General features: G+C 56.7%; 15 protein-coding genes. 13 read left to right on the top strand and 2 right to left on the bottom strand.

Translation table 11 applies throughout. From position 1 onward, the window contains the following. Nucleotides 1-72: 72 nt before the first annotated feature. The 7 genes from Q8Q08_09435 to hemG all read left to right on the top strand — a co-directional run bounded on the left by Q8Q08_09435 (nt 73) and on the right by hemG (nt 7,480). Nucleotides 73-747 carry a succinate dehydrogenase cytochrome b subunit gene (locus Q8Q08_09435; protein MDP2654239.1) on the top strand — a complete coding sequence of 225 codons (675 nt, stop codon included), beginning with the start codon at nt 73-75 and terminating at the stop codon, nt 745-747. An 11-nt stretch (nt 748-758) separates the two neighbouring features. Further along, nucleotides 759-2,675, top strand: a complete 1,917-nt coding sequence (locus Q8Q08_09430; protein ID MDP2654238.1) for a fumarate reductase/succinate dehydrogenase flavoprotein subunit — start codon at nt 759-761, stop codon at nt 2,673-2,675. Between the two features lie 19 nt (nt 2,676-2,694). After that, nucleotides 2,695-2,877 carry a hypothetical protein gene (locus Q8Q08_09425; protein ID MDP2654237.1) on the top strand — a complete coding sequence of 61 codons (183 nt, stop codon included), beginning with the start codon at nt 2,695-2,697 and terminating at the stop codon, nt 2,875-2,877. A 16-nt stretch (nt 2,878-2,893) separates the two neighbouring features. Beyond that, nucleotides 2,894-3,643 (top strand): succinate dehydrogenase/fumarate reductase iron-sulfur subunit, encoded by a 750-nt coding sequence (locus tag Q8Q08_09420; GenBank protein ID MDP2654236.1) that lies wholly within the window; start codon nt 2,894-2,896, stop codon nt 3,641-3,643. Between the two features lie 89 nt (nt 3,644-3,732). Next, a complete protein-coding gene (gene hemN / locus Q8Q08_09415) occupies nt 3,733-5,109 on the top strand; it encodes an oxygen-independent coproporphyrinogen III oxidase (protein MDP2654235.1) in 1,377 nt (458 codons plus the stop codon). Further along, entirely contained in the window at nt 5,109-6,119 is a 1,011-nt protein-coding gene (hemE, locus tag Q8Q08_09410) for a uroporphyrinogen decarboxylase (GenBank protein ID MDP2654234.1), read from the top strand. The genes hemN and hemE overlap by 1 nt, the downstream gene beginning before the upstream one ends. Then, nucleotides 6,116-7,480 carry a protoporphyrinogen oxidase gene (gene hemG / locus Q8Q08_09405; protein ID MDP2654233.1) on the top strand — a complete coding sequence of 455 codons (1,365 nt, stop codon included), beginning with the start codon at nt 6,116-6,118 and terminating at the stop codon, nt 7,478-7,480. Before hemE ends, hemG begins: the two co-directional genes overlap by 4 nt. Nucleotides 7,481-7,700: 220 nt before the next feature. Here hemG and Q8Q08_09400 read toward each other — a convergent pair whose 3' ends face one another. Then, nucleotides 7,701-9,458, bottom strand: coding sequence for a hypothetical protein (locus Q8Q08_09400; protein ID MDP2654232.1), 1,758 nt, complete (start codon nt 9,456-9,458; stop codon nt 7,701-7,703). After that, nucleotides 9,455-10,396 carry an ABC transporter ATP-binding protein gene (locus Q8Q08_09395; GenBank protein ID MDP2654231.1) on the bottom strand — a complete coding sequence of 314 codons (942 nt, stop codon included), beginning with the start codon at nt 10,394-10,396 and terminating at the stop codon, nt 9,455-9,457. Before Q8Q08_09395 ends, Q8Q08_09400 begins: the two co-directional genes overlap by 4 nt. A 140-nt stretch (nt 10,397-10,536) precedes the next feature. On the opposite strand from Q8Q08_09395, the gene Q8Q08_09390 reads away from it, so the two are divergent. From Q8Q08_09390 to moaD, 6 genes are all read left to right on the top strand, one after another. Next, nucleotides 10,537-11,316 carry a hypothetical protein gene (locus tag Q8Q08_09390; GenBank protein ID MDP2654230.1) on the top strand — a complete coding sequence of 260 codons (780 nt, stop codon included), beginning with the start codon at nt 10,537-10,539 and terminating at the stop codon, nt 11,314-11,316. 97 nt (nt 11,317-11,413) lie between these two features. Then, the gene (locus tag Q8Q08_09385; GenBank protein MDP2654229.1) at nt 11,414-12,556 is read left to right on the top strand and encodes a cytochrome c biogenesis protein ResB; all 1,143 of its coding nucleotides are present in this window, start codon (nt 11,414-11,416) and stop codon (nt 12,554-12,556) included. Between the two features lies 1 nt (nt 12,557). After that, nucleotides 12,558-14,477 (top strand): cytochrome c biogenesis protein CcsA, encoded by a 1,920-nt coding sequence (gene ccsA, locus Q8Q08_09380; protein ID MDP2654228.1) that lies wholly within the window; start codon nt 12,558-12,560, stop codon nt 14,475-14,477. Next, nucleotides 14,474-15,673 carry a molybdopterin molybdotransferase MoeA gene (locus Q8Q08_09375; GenBank protein ID MDP2654227.1) on the top strand — a complete coding sequence of 400 codons (1,200 nt, stop codon included), beginning with the start codon at nt 14,474-14,476 and terminating at the stop codon, nt 15,671-15,673. Before ccsA ends, Q8Q08_09375 begins: the two co-directional genes overlap by 4 nt. After that, nucleotides 15,661-16,287, top strand: a complete 627-nt coding sequence (locus tag Q8Q08_09370) for an NTP transferase domain-containing protein (GenBank protein ID MDP2654226.1) — start codon at nt 15,661-15,663, stop codon at nt 16,285-16,287. The genes Q8Q08_09375 and Q8Q08_09370 overlap by 13 nt, the downstream gene beginning before the upstream one ends. Next, on the top strand, nt 16,284-16,535 hold the full coding sequence (moaD, locus tag Q8Q08_09365) for a molybdopterin converting factor subunit 1 (protein ID MDP2654225.1): 252 nt from the start codon (nt 16,284-16,286) through the stop codon (nt 16,533-16,535). Before Q8Q08_09370 ends, moaD begins: the two co-directional genes overlap by 4 nt. The last annotated feature ends 17 nt before the right edge of the window (nt 16,536-16,552 follow it).

Raw genomic sequence — 16,552 nt, 5'->3', positions numbered from 1 at the left:
CCGCCCCTTGCAAAACAGTATCCTTGTGTTATGATAATGTCCTTCCCTCAATAACACTAACGGTTTAATAACATGGACTTCTCCAACCAGTATCTTCATTCTTCTATAGGTAAAAAGCAGATCGTCGCCGTGACAGGGCTCATGCTGATCCTGTTTGTTTTCGGCCACATGGCCGGGAACTTCTTCATTTACGGCGGCCCTGACGCGTACAATGCCTATGCTAAAAAACTATCATCCTTACGGCCGGGGCTGTACCTCGTGGAATTCGGGCTTCTGCTTGTCTTTCTCGTGCATATGCATGTCACTTTTTTGCTGGTCATGGAAAACATCCGCGCCCGCTCCGTCCCGTACAGCGTGCAAAAACCGAAAGGGGAGCGGTCCTGGGCCACAAGGCTGATGCCGTACACCGGATCCATCATCATCGCGTTTGTGATCTGGCATCTGCTGGATTTCACCTTTACGGATCATCACGGCGCGAGGGCCATCCTGGACGGGAAGGACTACGGACTGTACGGCGTTGTCTACAACGCGTTTTCCGACATCACTCACAGCTTGCTTTACATCATCGCCGTGGCCTGCCTGGGCCTGCATCTGAGCCACGGGCTGGAAAGTTTTTTCCAGACATTCGGGTTTAATCATCCACGATACACCCCCATGATCCAGAACATCAGCCGCCTGTTCGGCCTGCTGATGTTCCTGGGCTACAGCAGCATGCCGGTTTTTGTGCTGATAAAAAATTTTTCCTGAAAAGGAAGAGACTGATGCTCAATTCCAAAATCCCGGCCGGTCCCTTGAAAGACAAATGGACCGCGCACAAAATGAAGCTCAAGCTGGTCAACCCGGCCAACAAACGAAAATATTCCGTCATCGTGGTCGGCACAGGGCTGGCCGGAGCGTCGGCCGCGGCCTCGTTGGCCGAGCTGGGATACCGGGTCAAGGCGTTCTGCTTCCAGGACAGCCCCCGGCGGGCGCACAGCATCGCCGCGCAAGGGGGGATCAACGCCGCGAAAAATTATCCCAATGACGGCGACAGCGTTGAACGGCTTTTTTACGATACGATCAAAGGGGGCGACTTCCGCGCCAGAGAAGCGAACGTCTACCGCCTGGCCGAAGTGAGCAACTGCATCATTGACCAATGCGTGGCCCAGGGCGTGCCGTTCGCCCGCGAATACAGCGGATATCTGGACAACCGTTCCTTCGGCGGCGCGCAGGTGTCCCGGACGTTCTACGCGCGGGGCCAGACCGGCCAGCAGCTTTTACTGGGGGCCTACGGCGCCTTGATGAAAGAGGTCGCCAAAAAGACGATCGAACTTCATCCGCGGACCGAGATGCTCGACCTGGTCGTGATCGACGGCGCGGTCCGGGGGATCATCACACGCGACCTCGCCACCGGGGGAATCACGTCCCACGCCGCCGATGCGGTTGTCATGGCCACCGGCGGCTATGCCAACGCATTTTACCTTTCGACCAACGCCAAGGCCTGCAACGTCACCGCCATCTGGCGGGCCTATAAAAAAGGCGCCTGCTTCGCCAATCCGTGTTACACGCAGATCCATCCGACCTGCCTTCCTTCGCACGGGGATTACCAATCCAAGCTGACCCTGATGAGCGAGAGCCTGCGCAATGACGGCCGCGTCTGGGTGCCGCAGAACCCCGGGGACAAACGCCTTCCGTCCGACATCCCGGAAAAGGAGAGGGACTATTTTCTGGAAAGAAAATATCCCAGCTTCGGTAACCTGGTACCGCGCGACATCGCTTCGCGCAACGTCAAGGAACAATGTGACCAGGGCCGAGGAGTCGGACCGGCCGGGCAGGCGGTGCACCTGGATTTTTCGGACGCCATCCAGCGCCTGGGCAAGGACACGATCGAAAGCCGCTACGGCAACCTTTTTCAGATGTATGAAATGATCACCGGAGTCAATCCCTACGGCAGCCCCATGATGATCTACCCGGCCCCGCATTACACCATGGGGGGCCTCTGGGTGGATTACAACCTGATGAGCAACCTGCCGGGGCTTTTTGTCATCGGCGAGGCCAATTTCTCGGACCACGGCGCCAACCGGCTGGGGGCGAGCGCCCTGATGCAGGGGCTGGCCGACGGATATTTCATCCTGCCCTACACCATCGGCGATTATCTCGCGTCCTGCGCGCCGGCCAAGCCCGACATTCTCCGCCACACCGAATTCCAGGCCGCGGAATCTCAGTCCAAACAAAAAACGAACCGGCTCCTGACCGTCGGGGGCAAGCGCACCGTGGACGACTTCCACCGCCAGCTGGGGAAACTGCTCTGGAACAACTGCGGCATGGCCCGTAATGAAAAGGGCCTCAAGGAGGCTTTCGCGCAGATTCCCCGGATTCGCCAGGAATTCTGGGAGAACGTCAACGTGCCCGGATCCGGAGAGAGCCTGAACTCATCGCTGGAAAAAGCCGGCCGGGTGGCGGATTTCATGGAATTCGCCGAACTGTTGATCCTGGACGCACTTCACCGGCAGGAATCCGCGGGCGGACATTTTCGCGAGGAACACCAGACTCCCGAAGGGGAAGCCCTGCGGGATGACGCAAACTTTTCGTATGTGGCCGCATGGGAATATGCCGGGGACAAGAAGGACCCTGTTCTCCACAAAGAATCCTTGTCATTCGAGAACGTTCATCTGTCCCAGCGGAGCTACAAGTAACCGGGCAAAGGAGGAATGCATGGCATCCAGCAAACAACTCCTGCAGGCCGTTTACGCCGCCTGCATCGTCCAGTTTGTCATATTCTTTCTTTACGTCAATTTTTACGTTGGCGAGCCGACCAAACTGCATACCGCGATGGTCGGGTTATCGGCCGCCTGCGGGATCCTGATCGCGGGAATCGCGAGGAGAGAATTAAAATAGCCCCAAGGAATCTTCTATGCACGACAAAATCAATGTCAAATTAAAGATCTGGCGCCAAAAAGACGGCAAGTCCAAAGGAAAGTTCGAAACTTACCGTCTCAAAGACCTGGACACCTCCATGTCGTTCCTGGAAATGCTGGATGTCCTCAATGAGGACCTGGCGTCCAAGGGAGCCGAGCCGGTCGAGTTCGATCATGACTGCCGTGAAGGGATTTGCGGGATGTGCGGCGCGGTCGTCAATGGGCAGGCCCACGGCCCCGTTCCGGGGACAACGTTCTGCCAGCTGCACCTGAGGCACTTCAAGAACAACGCCGTCATTACCATCGAGCCCTGGAGGTCCCGGGCGTTTCCGGTGGTCAAAGATTTGGTTGTGGACCGCTCGTCGTTTGACCGGATCATCACGGCTGGAGGATACATTTCCGCCAAGACCGGATCTGCCCCTGAGGCCAATGCCATCCCCGTCTCCAAAGAGAACGCGGACCTTGCCATGGACGCCGCGGCCTGCATCGGGTGCGGGGCCTGTGTCGCGGCCTGCCCGAACGCTTCAGCCATGCTGTTTGTGGGGGCCAAGATCAGCCACCTGGCGCTTTTGCCGCACGGACAGATCGAACGGAAGGCCCGCGCCCTGAACATGGTCGAGCAGATGGACAAGGAAGGGTTCGGCAATTGCTCCAACGAATATGAATGCGAGGCCGCCTGCCCCAAGCAGATCAAGGTTTCCAACATCGCCCGGATGAACAAAGAGTTCCGCTCGGCCGCCGTTTGATCATCCCCGCCCGGACAAACACCGCTCCGTCCCGTGATGCCGCTGGACAACGTATCCCCAGGCCTGTAAAATAAGCCAAAAGGATTTTTATGTCTCTGCTGATCGACAAAAAAACCATCCAGAAATATGACGTGCCCGGGCCGCGCTACACCAGTTATCCCACCGCGCCGGAGTGGTCCGATGAAGTCACGCCTGCCGTTTACGCCGGGAAACTCGCCGCTTTCGGCCAAAGCGAAAAGACCCTGTCGCTTTATATCCATATCCCATTTTGCGAAAGCATGTGCTATTTCTGCGCCTGCATGGTCGCCATCCGCAAGCAGGAGGAACATTACGGGGACGACTACCTGAAGTCACTGTTCAGGGAAATCGACCTTATCGCCGGGCATATCGGCCGCCGCAAGACGATCCGCCAGCTGCATTGGGGCGGAGGGACCCCGACCTTTTTGTCAGAAGGACAACTGCAAAAACTTTTCGCCAGGATTGCCAGCCATTTTGACATCGACTTCGCGGGCGAGGTCGCCATTGAGATCGATCCCCGCCGTGTCACCCGCGGCAAATTGCAGCTCCTGCAAAAACTCGGATTCAACCGTGTCTCCATGGGAATCCAGGATTTTGACGCCAAGGTCCAGGAAACGGTGAACCGGATCCAGCCCTTCGAACGGGTGGAAGAAGTGAACGCCTGGTGCCGCGAGTTGGGATTCCTTTCGATCAATTTTGACCTGATTTACGGCCTGCCGCTCCAGACACGGGAATCGTTCCGGGACACCGTGGCCAAGGTCATCGCGCTGAAACCGGACCGGATCGCCCTCTACAGTTTCGCCTATCTGCCCTGGATGAAAAAGCACCAGACCAAGCTCGACACCGCCGACCTGCCGGGGACCGACCAGAAACTGGAGATCTTCCTGGAGGCCAGGGGCATGTTCCTGAACAACGGATACGACGCGATCGCCATGGACCATTTCGCCTTGAAGAACGACGAGCTGGCCGTGGCGTTCCGCGGCGGGACATTATACCGGAATTTCATGGGCTACACGGTGAAACCCGCGGACGAATATGTCGGGGCGGGAGTTTCCGCGATCGGATTCCTCGAACATACCTATGTGCAAAATCACAAAACCCTGCCGGAGTATACCAAAGCCCTGGACAGCGGCGCCCTTCCGGTGGAGAGGGGAAAGGTCCTGTCCCTGGACGACCGGGCGCGCCGGTGGACCATCAACGCGCTCATATGCCAGTTTGAGGTGGATAAATTGAAATTTGCCGATGAGTTCCACACTGATTTTGACCGGTATTTCCAAAAAGAACAGCCGCACATTGAGGCCTGCGTCCGGGACCGCCTGCTGGAGGCCGGGGAAAGATCCCTCAAAGTCACGGAACTCGGGAAATTCTTTATCCGGAACATCTGCATGGGATTCGACTGGTACCTTCACCAGGCCGACGCCCACAAAAATTTTTCTCGCACCGTTTGATGACAACGCCCCTGCTGTTACAGGCTTTTCAAGGCACCAACACGGAGATCCCCGTCTGGTTCATGCGTCAGGCCGGGCGGTATCTTCCGTCTTACCAGGCCATCCGCAAAAATCACACCCTGGAAGAGATGTTTGCGGATCCGCAGACCGCCTCCGAGGTCACCTGCCTGCCTGTCCGGGAACTCGACGTGGACGCGGCGATTCTGTTCGCCGACATCCTGACCCTGCCGTCGCTCATGGGCTTCCGGATCCGTTTCAGCAAGGAGATCGGGCCGGTCATCGCCAACCCTATCGCCCGTCCGTCGGACGTGGCCCGGATGCAGACGGCCGAAAAATTCTCCGGCATCCAGGAAGCCATCACCCTGACCCTCAAAAAGCTGCCTGCCTCAATCCCGCTCATAGGATTTGCCGGCGCCCCGTTCACGGTCCTGTGCTATTTGATCGAAGGCGGATCTTCCATCTCATTCCGCAAAACATTGGCCTTCGCGCACCAGCATCCCAAAGAATTTCACCGGGCGCTCTCCGCGCTGACCGATAACACCATCTGTTATCTGAAAGCCCAGCAGGAGGCGGGGATCGCGGTCTTCCAGCTTTTTGACAGCTGGGGAGGGATCCTCCGGGACAAGGAATACCGCCAATGGGTCCTGCCGTATGTGCAAAGGATTTTCAAAACACTCCGCCTGCCATCCATTTATTATCTTAAAAATTGCCATCACCTCATCCCGGAGATGGTCCGGTCCGGCGCCGGCATGCTTTCGGTCTGTGAAACCGTTGATCTTGCGAAATGCCCGGCATTGCTCAAATCCGGGAAAGGGGTGCAGGGGAACCTGTGCAACACGCTGCTTTACGCGGACGACCGGACCCTGGCCAAAGAGGTGCGGCTCCTGTTGAAAGCGGCATCCGGTTATAAAAAATATATTTTTAACCTGAGCCACGGCGTTTTCCCGGACGTCAAGGTCGACAAACTCCGGCTGGTCATCCGGGAAATCCGGAAATTCCGTAAACCATGAGAAAACACATCGCTATTATCGGCGGCGGCATCAGCGGGCTGGCCGTCCTTCATTATCTCAAGCAGAAGTATCCGGCGGCCAGCGACGTCCAGATCAACCTGTTTGAAAAGGAGGGCCGCTCCGGCGGAGTGATTCAATCCTCAAACCATTCCGGCTGCCTTTTTGAAAGCGGCCCCAACGGGATCCTCGACTCTAAAGAGCAGGCCATGGCCCTCATCCGGGAACTCGGTCTCGAGGGAGAAATCCTGCGCGCCGCGCCGGCGGCCAAACTCCGCTTTATCGCCTGGAGGGGCCGGCTGCATGCCCTGCCCGCCAATCCGGCCGGGCTTTTGACGTTTTCCCCGTTAAGCCTTTTCGACAAACTCCGTCTCTTTTGGGAACCCTGCGTCCCCGGCCGCCCCAGCCCTGAGGAGAGCGTTTATGATTTTGGCCGCCGCCGCTTTGGAAAAGGCGTGGCAGAAATTCTGCTCGACTGTCTGGCCAAAGGGATTTACGGGGCCGACATCCGCCGGATGAGCCTTAAGGCCGCGTTCCCTCTGCTCTACGACCTGGAATCAAAACACGGGTCTGTCCTCAAAGGATTGATGGCGTTGATGAAACAGCGCAAACAGGCGTTGCCGCCAGGGAAACCGAGATCCTCGCCGTTCGGCCAGTTGTGCTCCTTCCGCCGGGGAATGCAGCAACTGCCGCAGGAGATTTACTCCAGATATCAGCACCACATCCACCTCGGTGAAGACGTCATGGGCATGAAAAAGGAAGGGGGCGGGTATGTGATTGAAACGCCCAAAGTGAAATATTTCGCGGACCAGGTCTTCATTTGCACCCCGGCCTATACCGCTGCCCGGCTGATCGCTGACGCAAACGCCGAGGTCTGCGGCTTGCTTAAAAAGATCGAATACGTTCCGATCCTGGTCGCGGGGCTTGTCTACCACACAAAAGATCTCAAGAAAATCCCCGAAGGGTTCGGCTATCTTGTCCCAACGGAAGGCAACAGCGAAATCCTGGGGGTCCTGTTTTCCGGGAATATCTTTCCGGGACACACAGAACCGGAAAAATTCCTGTTCCGTGTCCTGATCCGCCCCGGGCGTCCGGATATCGATCCCAGGACCTTTCTTCCGACCGCCATCGAAGAAGTGCGCTCCCGGTTCTCCATCACGGCCGATCCCGTTGAACGGTGTTATTCTTACCTGGCCCATGCCATCCCGCTTTATGGCCTGGAGCACCCCAGGATCACGGAACAGCTGGCGGCCGGCATGAGAGATCTGCCGAACTGCCATTTGGCAGGGAATTACCTGGGTGGGATCTCGGTCGCCGATTGTATCCAAAACACCAAAGGACTCGTGGAAGAATCAGATGGCTAAACATCTAAGGGCTTTTTGAAACGAGGGGAGAGGGAATGAACGATCAAACCAAACTTTTAACAAAAGTCCTTATTGTCACGCTTTTGGCCGTGATGATCGCCGCTGCAGTCTTGGCCGTAGTTCTCGAAAGTCAGCCTTAAAATTTCTCAAGCAGATTTTCCGTAAACAAAACAGGCAGACGATATTTCGTCTGCCTGTTTTGTTTCAAGAAACCCTGGCCCTATGCCGGCTGTGAGGAGGCCGGAGATTCGACAATCTGACGGTAAAGCTTGTCCCGTTCCTGTTTAACGAGCACGGCGGCTGCCGTGGCCCACGCCAGGTTCAGGAACAGGGCGAGGTAAAAATGGATGTCCTGGCGGGCAAGATAATAGGAATCGTAGTGCGTGGCGCTCCGGTACGCCTGAAAATCAAAGAAATCCACTTTGCCGGCCAAAAGATCGCGGATGATATCGATATTCCAAAAGGGGGACGACGACATCATGGCATACGGAACAGACACGTGGATCTTGTTCGACGCCGCCAGGGCCATGCTGAAAAACGGCAGGACAAACCACAAAAGCACGATCACGGTCGTAAAAAGGATCATCTTCCGGTGGTGCTTGCTCAGCCGGACATATTCAAAGGCGCAGGCAAAGAAGACCACGTGGCTCATGAGCAGAATAAAGGCGAACACCCAGTTGAGGAACGGCCCCCAAAAAACATAACGGAACATGAACAGCACGGCCATGACAACGATCCCGAAGGTCGCGAGCCAAAACGTGTTGCTGCTGTGATCGTCGTTGGGATCCAGCCGGAGCTTCAATTTTTTCGCTTTGCGCAGCCCTTTCTCGAACAAAAGCCGCGTGGGGGTGACGGACAGCGCCCCGATCACGCCCATGGCCCAGATCAGGATGGCCAGGACAGGCACAATCTCATTGACGGCCTGCTGGGAATACGAATGGTCGCCGTCATACCGGGAGTACGAATAAGAATAATTGGGCCCATAGATGTAGCCGGAATAGGCGCTGCCGGTGAACAGAAAAAGGACAATGAAGATCAAGAGCGCGGATTGGGGCTTGGAAAACAGGGGGCGATCCGGCTTGGAAATCTGCCGGACGATGCCCGTGATGAACATGATCAGGATCGGGAGCTGGACCAGGCCCTGCAGGACGAGGGAGGGCAGCCCCACACCGAAAAATGAATATAATTTTTTCTCCATGACGCCCCGCCAATCATAATAAGAGTAGGACGATCCGGTGTCATGCCCTTTGATATCCCAGGTCAATTGCTCATAATTCGGGATCCAGGAAAGATGATACAGCGCTGAAGAGCCGGAATACATGAAGGCGCCGCTCGCGAACAGCATGACCACCACGATGTGGACCGCGCTGATCCTCCGGTGATTCAGGAGACTGCGCTGATTGGCGGCCGTGGCCAGGAGAACGGCAAAGGCATGATAAAAAACGGCCGAAAGAAAGAGACTGAGATAAAAAATAAAAAACCGCAGCAGGCTGATTTCCGTGACCAGCACAAGAAAAAGAGAGATGGGCAGGCTCCCCAGGACGATACACCACTCCAGGCACGTCGATCCCAGGAGAAGGCCGGCGAACTGGTCCAGCCGGCGGGTCGGAGAACAGCGATGATACTCCAGCGTCCCGCTGGCCCGTTCGCGGACCGCCATCCGGTCGGCCGAAATGGTCCCGAATAAAAGAAGAACAACTCCCTGAAAATACGTTATGTAGTAAAAGGACATTTCCAGCCAGGGGATTTCCCGGCGCTCGGAGTAATAATTGGAATGCGAGTAATGAGCTTTTGTCCCGTACTGTTGCTGGTTCCTCCGGCTGTGATCGTATTCTCGGTTAAAATACGTCGTCAAAAAAATCAACATGATGATGACCGAAGCCATCAGTACCGCCGCGGCCACGGTCGGCCCCCTCATCCGTTCGCGCCAATTTTGCAAAAACAGCGCATTGTCCCGCAAATCCAGAAATTTGATCATGACACTTCCTTGGCGCCGATTTTAAAGAAAATATCCTCAACATCGGCTTCTTTAACGTAAAAATCTGACACGGGGACGCCCTGGGAAACAAGGGCGGCGAGGATATGCGCGGAGTCTTTCCGCTCCCCGGAAAAAAGAGCACGGATCTCGCCGGAGGGTCCGGACTGGGGTTCGGTCACAACGGCATACCCCTTCAGCGTGTCGAAAACTCGCTGCTGAGCCCCGGCCTCGGCGTTCGCGAGGCGGATGAACATCTGTCCCTTGCTGCCGATGTGCCGGCGGATTTCATCAATGCTTCCCGAAACGACCATGCGGCCTTTTTCCATAATGCCGACGGCGTTGCAAAAATCGCTCAGCTCCGTCAGGATGTGGCTCGAGATCAAGATCGTCATTCCTGTGGATGAAATATTTTTCAACAATTTGCGGAATTCCATGCGGGCGATCGGGTCCAGGCCACTGGCCGGCTCATCCAAAAGAAGGACCTTGGGATTGTGCAAAAGGGTTTTGGCCAGGACAAGCCGCTGGCGCATCCCGCGGGAGAGGTCCCGGACGAAAGCGTCCCACTTGGAGGAGAGGTTCACCTGCTCAATCCAGTAGCGGCACCTCGTTATCCGTTCGGAGCGGGGGAGAAGATACGCGGCGGCAAAAACGTCCAGGTATTCCCAAACTTTGAGATTTTCGTAGACGGGAGGAAAATCCGGCATAAAGCCAATTCCCTGCAGGGCCTGTTCATGGTCGAATTCCAGGTCGTGTCCGGCGATGGAAATTTCGCCGTAGGTGGGTTCGATGATCCCAGCCAGGGCCTTGATGGTGGATGTCTTGCCCGCGCCGTTCGGGCCGACAAGGCCGTAGATCTGGCCCGCCTTGATCTCAAACGAAAGATCCTGGACGGCGGTCACATCCTCATAATCCACCCGGAGAGATTTTGTAACGAGCATAGGGGTAGTATACATGAGAAGCCGAAACCGCGACAAAAAAATTTTAATTTCTGAAACGCTCTATCCCTGTGTGAAAAAGACTCCGGATGAATCAATAACAGTTGCAAATCTTGAAGTACTTTGCTATGATGTCTGCCTGTATGAAGCATTTACCCGCCATAATCGTGGTGAGCGGCTTGATTTGCGGATGTGACCGTTCCCCGCAAATCCGGATATATGAGGAAACCGTGATCCACTCCCCATTGCGCGCCGCAAGCGCGCAAAATCCCCACGGATTCATGGGAGAGGGCGGGGATCCTCACGCCTTTTTGAACATGGCGGATCCCCACGCCTTCTTGAACATGGAAGACCCGCATGCCTTCATGAACACGGAAGACCCGCATGCCTTCATGAAAGAGATGCCGGGAATGGGGATGGATATGCCTCCGGGCCAAAGTGAAGCCCTGCTGGCTTCCGCCAAAAAAGACCTGCCCATCTCCTGGACCGCTCCCGAGGGCTGGCAGGAATTGCCGGGAAGCGGCTTTCGCCTTGCGACATTCAAGGCCGGGGCAGGGGACGACGCGGTGGAATGCTCTATCGTGTCCCTGGCAGGGCCAGCCGGCGGCATCGACGCCAACATTGCACGCTGGATGGGACAGATTAAAGTTGAACCGCCTCCCAGCGGGTCCATCATCGAATTCCTGAAAAAAAATAACGCGCTGGAGTCCGGGGAAAAAACAGCGTCCGGGCTGCCGATCCTTTACGTGGATCTGGGCAAACTCCAGGCCGGAGCGCCGGACACGACCCCGACCATTTCCGCCGCCATCATCGAAACAGAAGGCGCCACGGTGTTTGTCAAGATAACCGGACCGCTACAAGCCGTCACGGCCCAGCAGGCCCTGTTCCGGGCCCTTGGCCGATCAATCAATGTCAAAAAGTAGTCATCCCGCCAGCCCGCTACGGCGGGACTAAACGGCGGGATTTATTCCGGCAGCAATTTATGTTCACTTTATCCCATAAATTGCGCCGTCAGTAATAATGCCCAAGACACCGCCCATTCCCCTCATGATCCGCCGGATCGCATCGGTCCGAATCACGGTCGTCTGCCTTTTTCTTCTGTTTGTCCTGACCCTCTGGGGGACCGTCGCCCAGATGACCCAGGGATTATACGGCGCACAACATCGGTTTTTTTATTCGCTTGGATTCCTCGCCCTGGGCTTCATCCCGTTTCCCGGGGCCCGGCTCGTGCTGTGGGTGATGTTCATCAATCTCGCCTGCGCCACTGTCACACGATTTTCCCGCCCCCAATTCCCGCGCGACCTGGGGCTGCTCGTCATCCACGGCGGATTGCTGCTTTATTTTGTGGCCGCCTTTGCCACGTTCCATCTCACCCGCGAGTCCAATCTCCACCTGCTGGAAGGCGAAGGGGCGAATATTTCTTCCTCCTACCATGACTGGGAAATCTCCTTCTGGACCGATGACGCTGAAAAACGCCGCGTGATCGCCCTGGACACCCAAAATATCGCTCAGGGCCAAACGGTCGCGATCCCCCAGCTATCGCTCGCGCTCACGATCAAAACTTATTATCCGAACAGCCAGGCCTACACCATGGTCCAGCCCGGCCAGCCGGCGGGATCCGCGAGAAACGCCTCCGGTATTCTCTCGCTGACGTCCGTCCCCTGGAACAAGGAACCGGAAAAAAACATCCCCGGCATCATTATCAACCTGAAGCAGGGGAGCGCGGACCTGGGAGACGTCCTGCTGTACGGCGGGGAAGACCGTGCCACAAAAATCGAACGTCCGGAAGGGCCCGTCCATGTGCAGCTCCGGCCCATGAAGTCCCCGATGCCATTCACATTGTTCTTAAAAGATTTTAAAATGGAAAAGCACCCGAACACCGAGGTCGCCAGAAGTTACCAGAGCCTCGTGGAAATCAAAACCCAGGGACTCGCCCGGGAAATTTTAATTTCCATGAACAAGCCTCTCCGTTATAAGGATTACACGCTCTACCAGGCGTCATATTCGATTGACAGTCTCGGACGGGAATATTCCACCCTGGCCGTTGTCAAAAACGCCGGCCGCCTGTTGCCGTATATTGCCAGTTTCGTGACATTTTTCGGGCTGGCCATCCATTTTTTGATGATGGGCGTGCGGGGGAAGAAAGCCCGGGCAGGAGCATAGCATGAAAAATCCCTTAAGATTACGCGTCCTTTTTCTCGTGTGCTTTTTCGCCGCCGGAGGAGTGAACCGCGGAGGCGCCGAACCGCCGGTCCCCAAGAAGGTGAATTCGCTCAAAAATTTTCAGACCATCCAGGTCCTTCACGACGGCCGCATCAAACCCCTGGACACCTACGCCCGGACCCTGCTTCTGCAGTTTTCCGGCCGCAGCAAGGTCGGCAAGGAACCCGCTGTCCGATGGCTGGCGCGATTCCTGCTCGCCCCGGAGACAACCCGGAACGACAAAATTTTCCTGGTCAACAACCCTCAAATTGTTGAATCTCTGGGAATTCCCCCGGAGCACGGGCGGCGTTACAGCTTCGCCCAGATGGAAGCCGTCTATCCCAAACTGGCGGAAATGGCCGCGGCCGCGTTCCGCATCGAGGACAAACAGCGAGATCTCGTTGAAAATGAGATCATCCGCGTTCATGAAAACGTGAGGGGCTACGCCGATTTGACCCATTCGTTCCAGTTCGCGTTCCCGCATCCGGACTTCGAGATCACGAGCCCGCGCCTTCGCAGCCGGATCGGACTGCCGGAACAGCAGGCCATGTTCAGCTTCATCGAGGTCATCCAAAAAGCCGACAAGATTTACGCCATCACCCAGCCGCTTGAAAAAAAGCCTATGGCCGAGTGGGGAGAGGACGAAAAAAAACTGGCAGGCCTCATGTCCCAGATCTATCAGTGGTCGGCGTCATACCAAGGGCTGCCGTTCACCGTGGTCCCGTCGTACCTTCCCAACGATGAGCGCTGGATGAGCCCCTGGGACATTTTCCAGGCGGCGTTCAAAACCACCGAAGGGAGGGAGGAGGCCGTGGCCCTGCGCGACCTGATGGTGGCTTACTGGAACGGTGAACAGATCCCCTTCGACCTGGCCGCCAAGCATTTCCAGCAATCGGTCCGCACCCGTTACCAGTCCACCATGGGCCGCGACCTGCCGGACGGCAAACTCGAGATCGCCTACAACAAGGCCAACCTTTTTCTCTGGACAAAAATTTCTTACGCCCTGGCCTTCCTGGTTTTTTTGTTTTCGCTCGTTTCGGACAAAAAATATCTATACCCCCTGGCCTGGGGCCTCACGGTTGCTGGATTCGTGACGCAAACGATCGGGCTGGGAATGCGGATTGCCATCCTGGGGCGGCCGCCGGTAAGCAATCTTTATGAAACCTTTGTCTTTGTCTCGTTTATGATCGGGCTGTCCGGCATGATCATCGAACGGCTCAACAGGCAATGGCTGGGGCTGGTCGTCTCGGCCATCGGCGGATTCGTCTTTCTTCTCATCGCCAACAAATTCGCCAGCGAGGGGGACACCCTGCGGATGCTCGTCGCGGTCCTGAATTCCAACTTCTGGCTGTCCACCCACGTCCTCAGCATCACGACCGGATACGCCGGAGCGTGCGTTGCCGGGATCATCGGCCACATCTACATCCTGCAGGCGATCTTCAAACCAAACAACAAAGCCCTGCAGGAGAGGACATCCCGAGTGCTTCTCGGCGCCCTGGGGTTCGGCCTGGCTATGACATTCCTGGGAACAAATCTCGGGGGGATATGGGCTGACGAAAGCTGGGGACGGTTCTGGGGCTGGGACCCGAAAGAAAACGGGGCCCTGCTTATCATCCTGTGGATCGCCATGATCTTCCACGCGCGGCTCGGCGGGCTGATCGGGCCTCTGGGAGTGGCCGCCAGCAGCGTCCTTGTTCTCATTGTGGTCATGTGGGCCTGGTTCGGGGTCAACCTTCTCAGCATCGGGCTGCATTCTTACGGATTCATGCAAGGGGTGGCCACCAATCTTGCCGTGTATGTGACTCTCCAACTGCTGTTTCTCTCCATCACCATCCCCATCGCCCTGGGCCGGCAACACGCAAACAAATCCAGCAAAACATGATCCTTCCTGCGCAGGCAGACAAGCTGATCGCCCGGCACCTGCGGGACTTCCCGGTTGAACGCGTCGCGCTTACAGACGCATCAGGCCTGGTTCTGCGGGAAGACATCTTCGCGGACCGGGATCTCCCGGCGTTTGATAAATCCACCATGGACGGGATCGCGGTCTGTTTGGCCTCCTGGGAACATGGAACAAGAAAATTTGTTCTGGAGGGAGTCCAACCCGCCGGACAAAAAGCCCCCAGGCTCAAGCGCAACGACGGATGTTTTGAGATCATGACCGGGGCCATGCTCCCGGAAGGGTGCGATTGCGTTGTCCCGATCGAACGCGTCCGCATTGAAAATGGACACGCCGTCATCGCATCCGATGCCGCCCTGTCCCGCGGTCAATTCATGGTCCGGCAGGCCGCAGACCACAAAAAAGGGGAGCGGCTGCTTGCAAAAGGTATCCGGATGCTCCCGCCGCACACGGCTGTCGCGGCTTCCGTCGGAAAATCCCGGGTTCTGGTGACCAGAAAAATCAAGGTGGCTGTCATTGCCACCGGTAATGAACTTGTGAACATCGCACGCCAAAAAATCGCACCGCATCAAATCCGACTTTCCAACTCTTACGCGTTACTGTCTCTCTTGAAACGGGCTGGCATCTTTGAAAGTGAGCTGTTTCACATCAAGGACGACCCCAAGGCCCTGCGGTCCAGGCTGAACAAAATCTTGAAAGGTTTTGATGTCTTGGTTCTCAGCGGCGGAGTCTCGATGGGTAAATTCGACTACGTCCCGTCCGTCCTCAAAGACCTTGGGGTTCGCGTTGCTTTTCATAAAATCGCGCAACGGCCCGGAAAACCCTTCTGGTTCGGGACCAGCCGCAAACGACAGCCGGTCTTTGCCCTGCCCGGGAACCCGGTCTCGACGCTGGTCTGCGCCTACCGTTACGTGGTCCCGCATCTTCTCCGGGCGGCCGGGGTCAAGGTCCTTCACCCGGATTCCGCCGCATTGGCAAAGACCCTCCGGGTCGCTCCCCCGCTGGTGAAATTTCTTCCTGTCAAATTTGATCCCCGGACGCAGGGGGCTGTCCGCGCCGTTGGTTACAGCGGCTCAGGCGATTATGTGTCCCTGGCGCAGGCCGACGGTTTTGTCGAACTGCTTCCCGGGCGGACATACCGCCAAAACGAACGCGTCAAATTTTTCCGATGGACGATCTAAAAACATCCCTGGAAAAGATTGCGCCCCTGTACGGCCTGGTGCTGGCCGGAGGGAAAAGCGAACGGATGAAAACCGACAAGGCGGCGTTGAATTATCACGGAAGGCCGCAGGTCGATGTCGCGTTCGATCTTCTGGGAAAATTCTGCGAAAAGGTTTTTATTTCCGGCCGCAGGGACCAGCCCGTGGCTGCCGGTGACGGGCTCCCCCGGATTTGCGATCTCCCCGAAATCGAAGGAGAAGGCCCGCTTTCAGGCATCCTTTCGGCCATGCAGACGCATCCTCAGGCCGCGTGGCTTGTCATGGCCTGCGACCTCCCGTATGCCACGGACAAGACTCTGCAAAAACTTATTAAACGCCGGGACCCCCAAAAGACAGCCACGGCTTACCGCAGCAGCCACGACGGGCTTCCGGAACCGCTGTGCGCGATCTGGGAACCGCATGGGCTTAACGACCATCTACGGTCGTTCGCCCAGGGCCTCCATTGCCCGCGAAAGATTCTCATCAACTCCAACGCCTTGATTCTGGAACCGGATGATCCGGCCTCTCTGGACAACGTCAACACTCCCGAAGAATTCCGTCAGGCCAAAGAAGCGCTGGCCCAGAGGAAAGAATGAGCACAGAAAAATCCATTCATGTACGCTACTTCGCTGTCCTGCGCGAAAAACGCGGGATATCTCAGGAAACCGTCAGCACAACCGCTGAGACCGCCGGCGACCTGTATCAAGAATTAAAAACCAAATTCCATTTCCTCCTGGAATCCAGCCACGTCAAGGTCGCGCTCAACGACGAATTCCGCGATCCCAAAACCCTGCTGAAATCCGGCGACACCGTTGTTTTCATCCCGCCCGTGGCCGGGGGGTAAATCAGCGCCACGCCCAT

Source organism: Candidatus Omnitrophota bacterium, from assembly GCA_030688425.1.
In the GTDB taxonomy this organism is placed as follows: domain Bacteria; phylum Omnitrophota; class Gorgyraeia; order Zapsychrales; family JANLHA01; genus JAUYIB01.
This window is presented reverse-complemented; position numbering and strand designations above follow the sequence as displayed.

Bases quoted from the DNA above. Each gene is read 5' to 3' on its own strand.
- Q8Q08_09420 (MDP2654236.1), top strand. From the start codon at position 2,894: ATGCACGACAAAATCAATGTCAAATTAAAGATCTGGCGCCAAAAAGAC.
- moaD (MDP2654225.1), top strand. From the start codon at position 16,284: ATGAGCACAGAAAAATCCATTCATGTACGCTACTTCGCTGTCCTGCGC.
- Q8Q08_09370 (MDP2654226.1), top strand. From the start codon at position 15,661: ATGGACGATCTAAAAACATCCCTGGAAAAGATTGCGCCCCTGTACGGC.
- hemE (MDP2654234.1), top strand. From the start codon at position 5,109: ATGACAACGCCCCTGCTGTTACAGGCTTTTCAAGGCACCAACACGGAG.
- Q8Q08_09390 (MDP2654230.1), top strand. From the start codon at position 10,537: ATGAAGCATTTACCCGCCATAATCGTGGTGAGCGGCTTGATTTGCGGA.
- Q8Q08_09395 (MDP2654231.1), bottom strand. From the start codon at position 10,396: ATGCTCGTTACAAAATCTCTCCGGGTGGATTATGAGGATGTGACCGCC.
- hemN (MDP2654235.1), top strand. From the start codon at position 3,733: ATGTCTCTGCTGATCGACAAAAAAACCATCCAGAAATATGACGTGCCC.
- Q8Q08_09400 (MDP2654232.1), bottom strand. From the start codon at position 9,458: ATGATCAAATTTCTGGATTTGCGGGACAATGCGCTGTTTTTGCAAAAT.
- Q8Q08_09425 (MDP2654237.1), top strand. From the start codon at position 2,695: ATGGCATCCAGCAAACAACTCCTGCAGGCCGTTTACGCCGCCTGCATC.
- Q8Q08_09385 (MDP2654229.1), top strand. From the start codon at position 11,414: ATGCCCAAGACACCGCCCATTCCCCTCATGATCCGCCGGATCGCATCG.
- ccsA (MDP2654228.1), top strand. From the start codon at position 12,558: ATGAAAAATCCCTTAAGATTACGCGTCCTTTTTCTCGTGTGCTTTTTC.
- Q8Q08_09435 (MDP2654239.1), top strand. From the start codon at position 73: ATGGACTTCTCCAACCAGTATCTTCATTCTTCTATAGGTAAAAAGCAG.
- hemG (MDP2654233.1), top strand. From the start codon at position 6,116: ATGAGAAAACACATCGCTATTATCGGCGGCGGCATCAGCGGGCTGGCC.
- Q8Q08_09375 (MDP2654227.1), top strand. From the start codon at position 14,474: ATGATCCTTCCTGCGCAGGCAGACAAGCTGATCGCCCGGCACCTGCGG.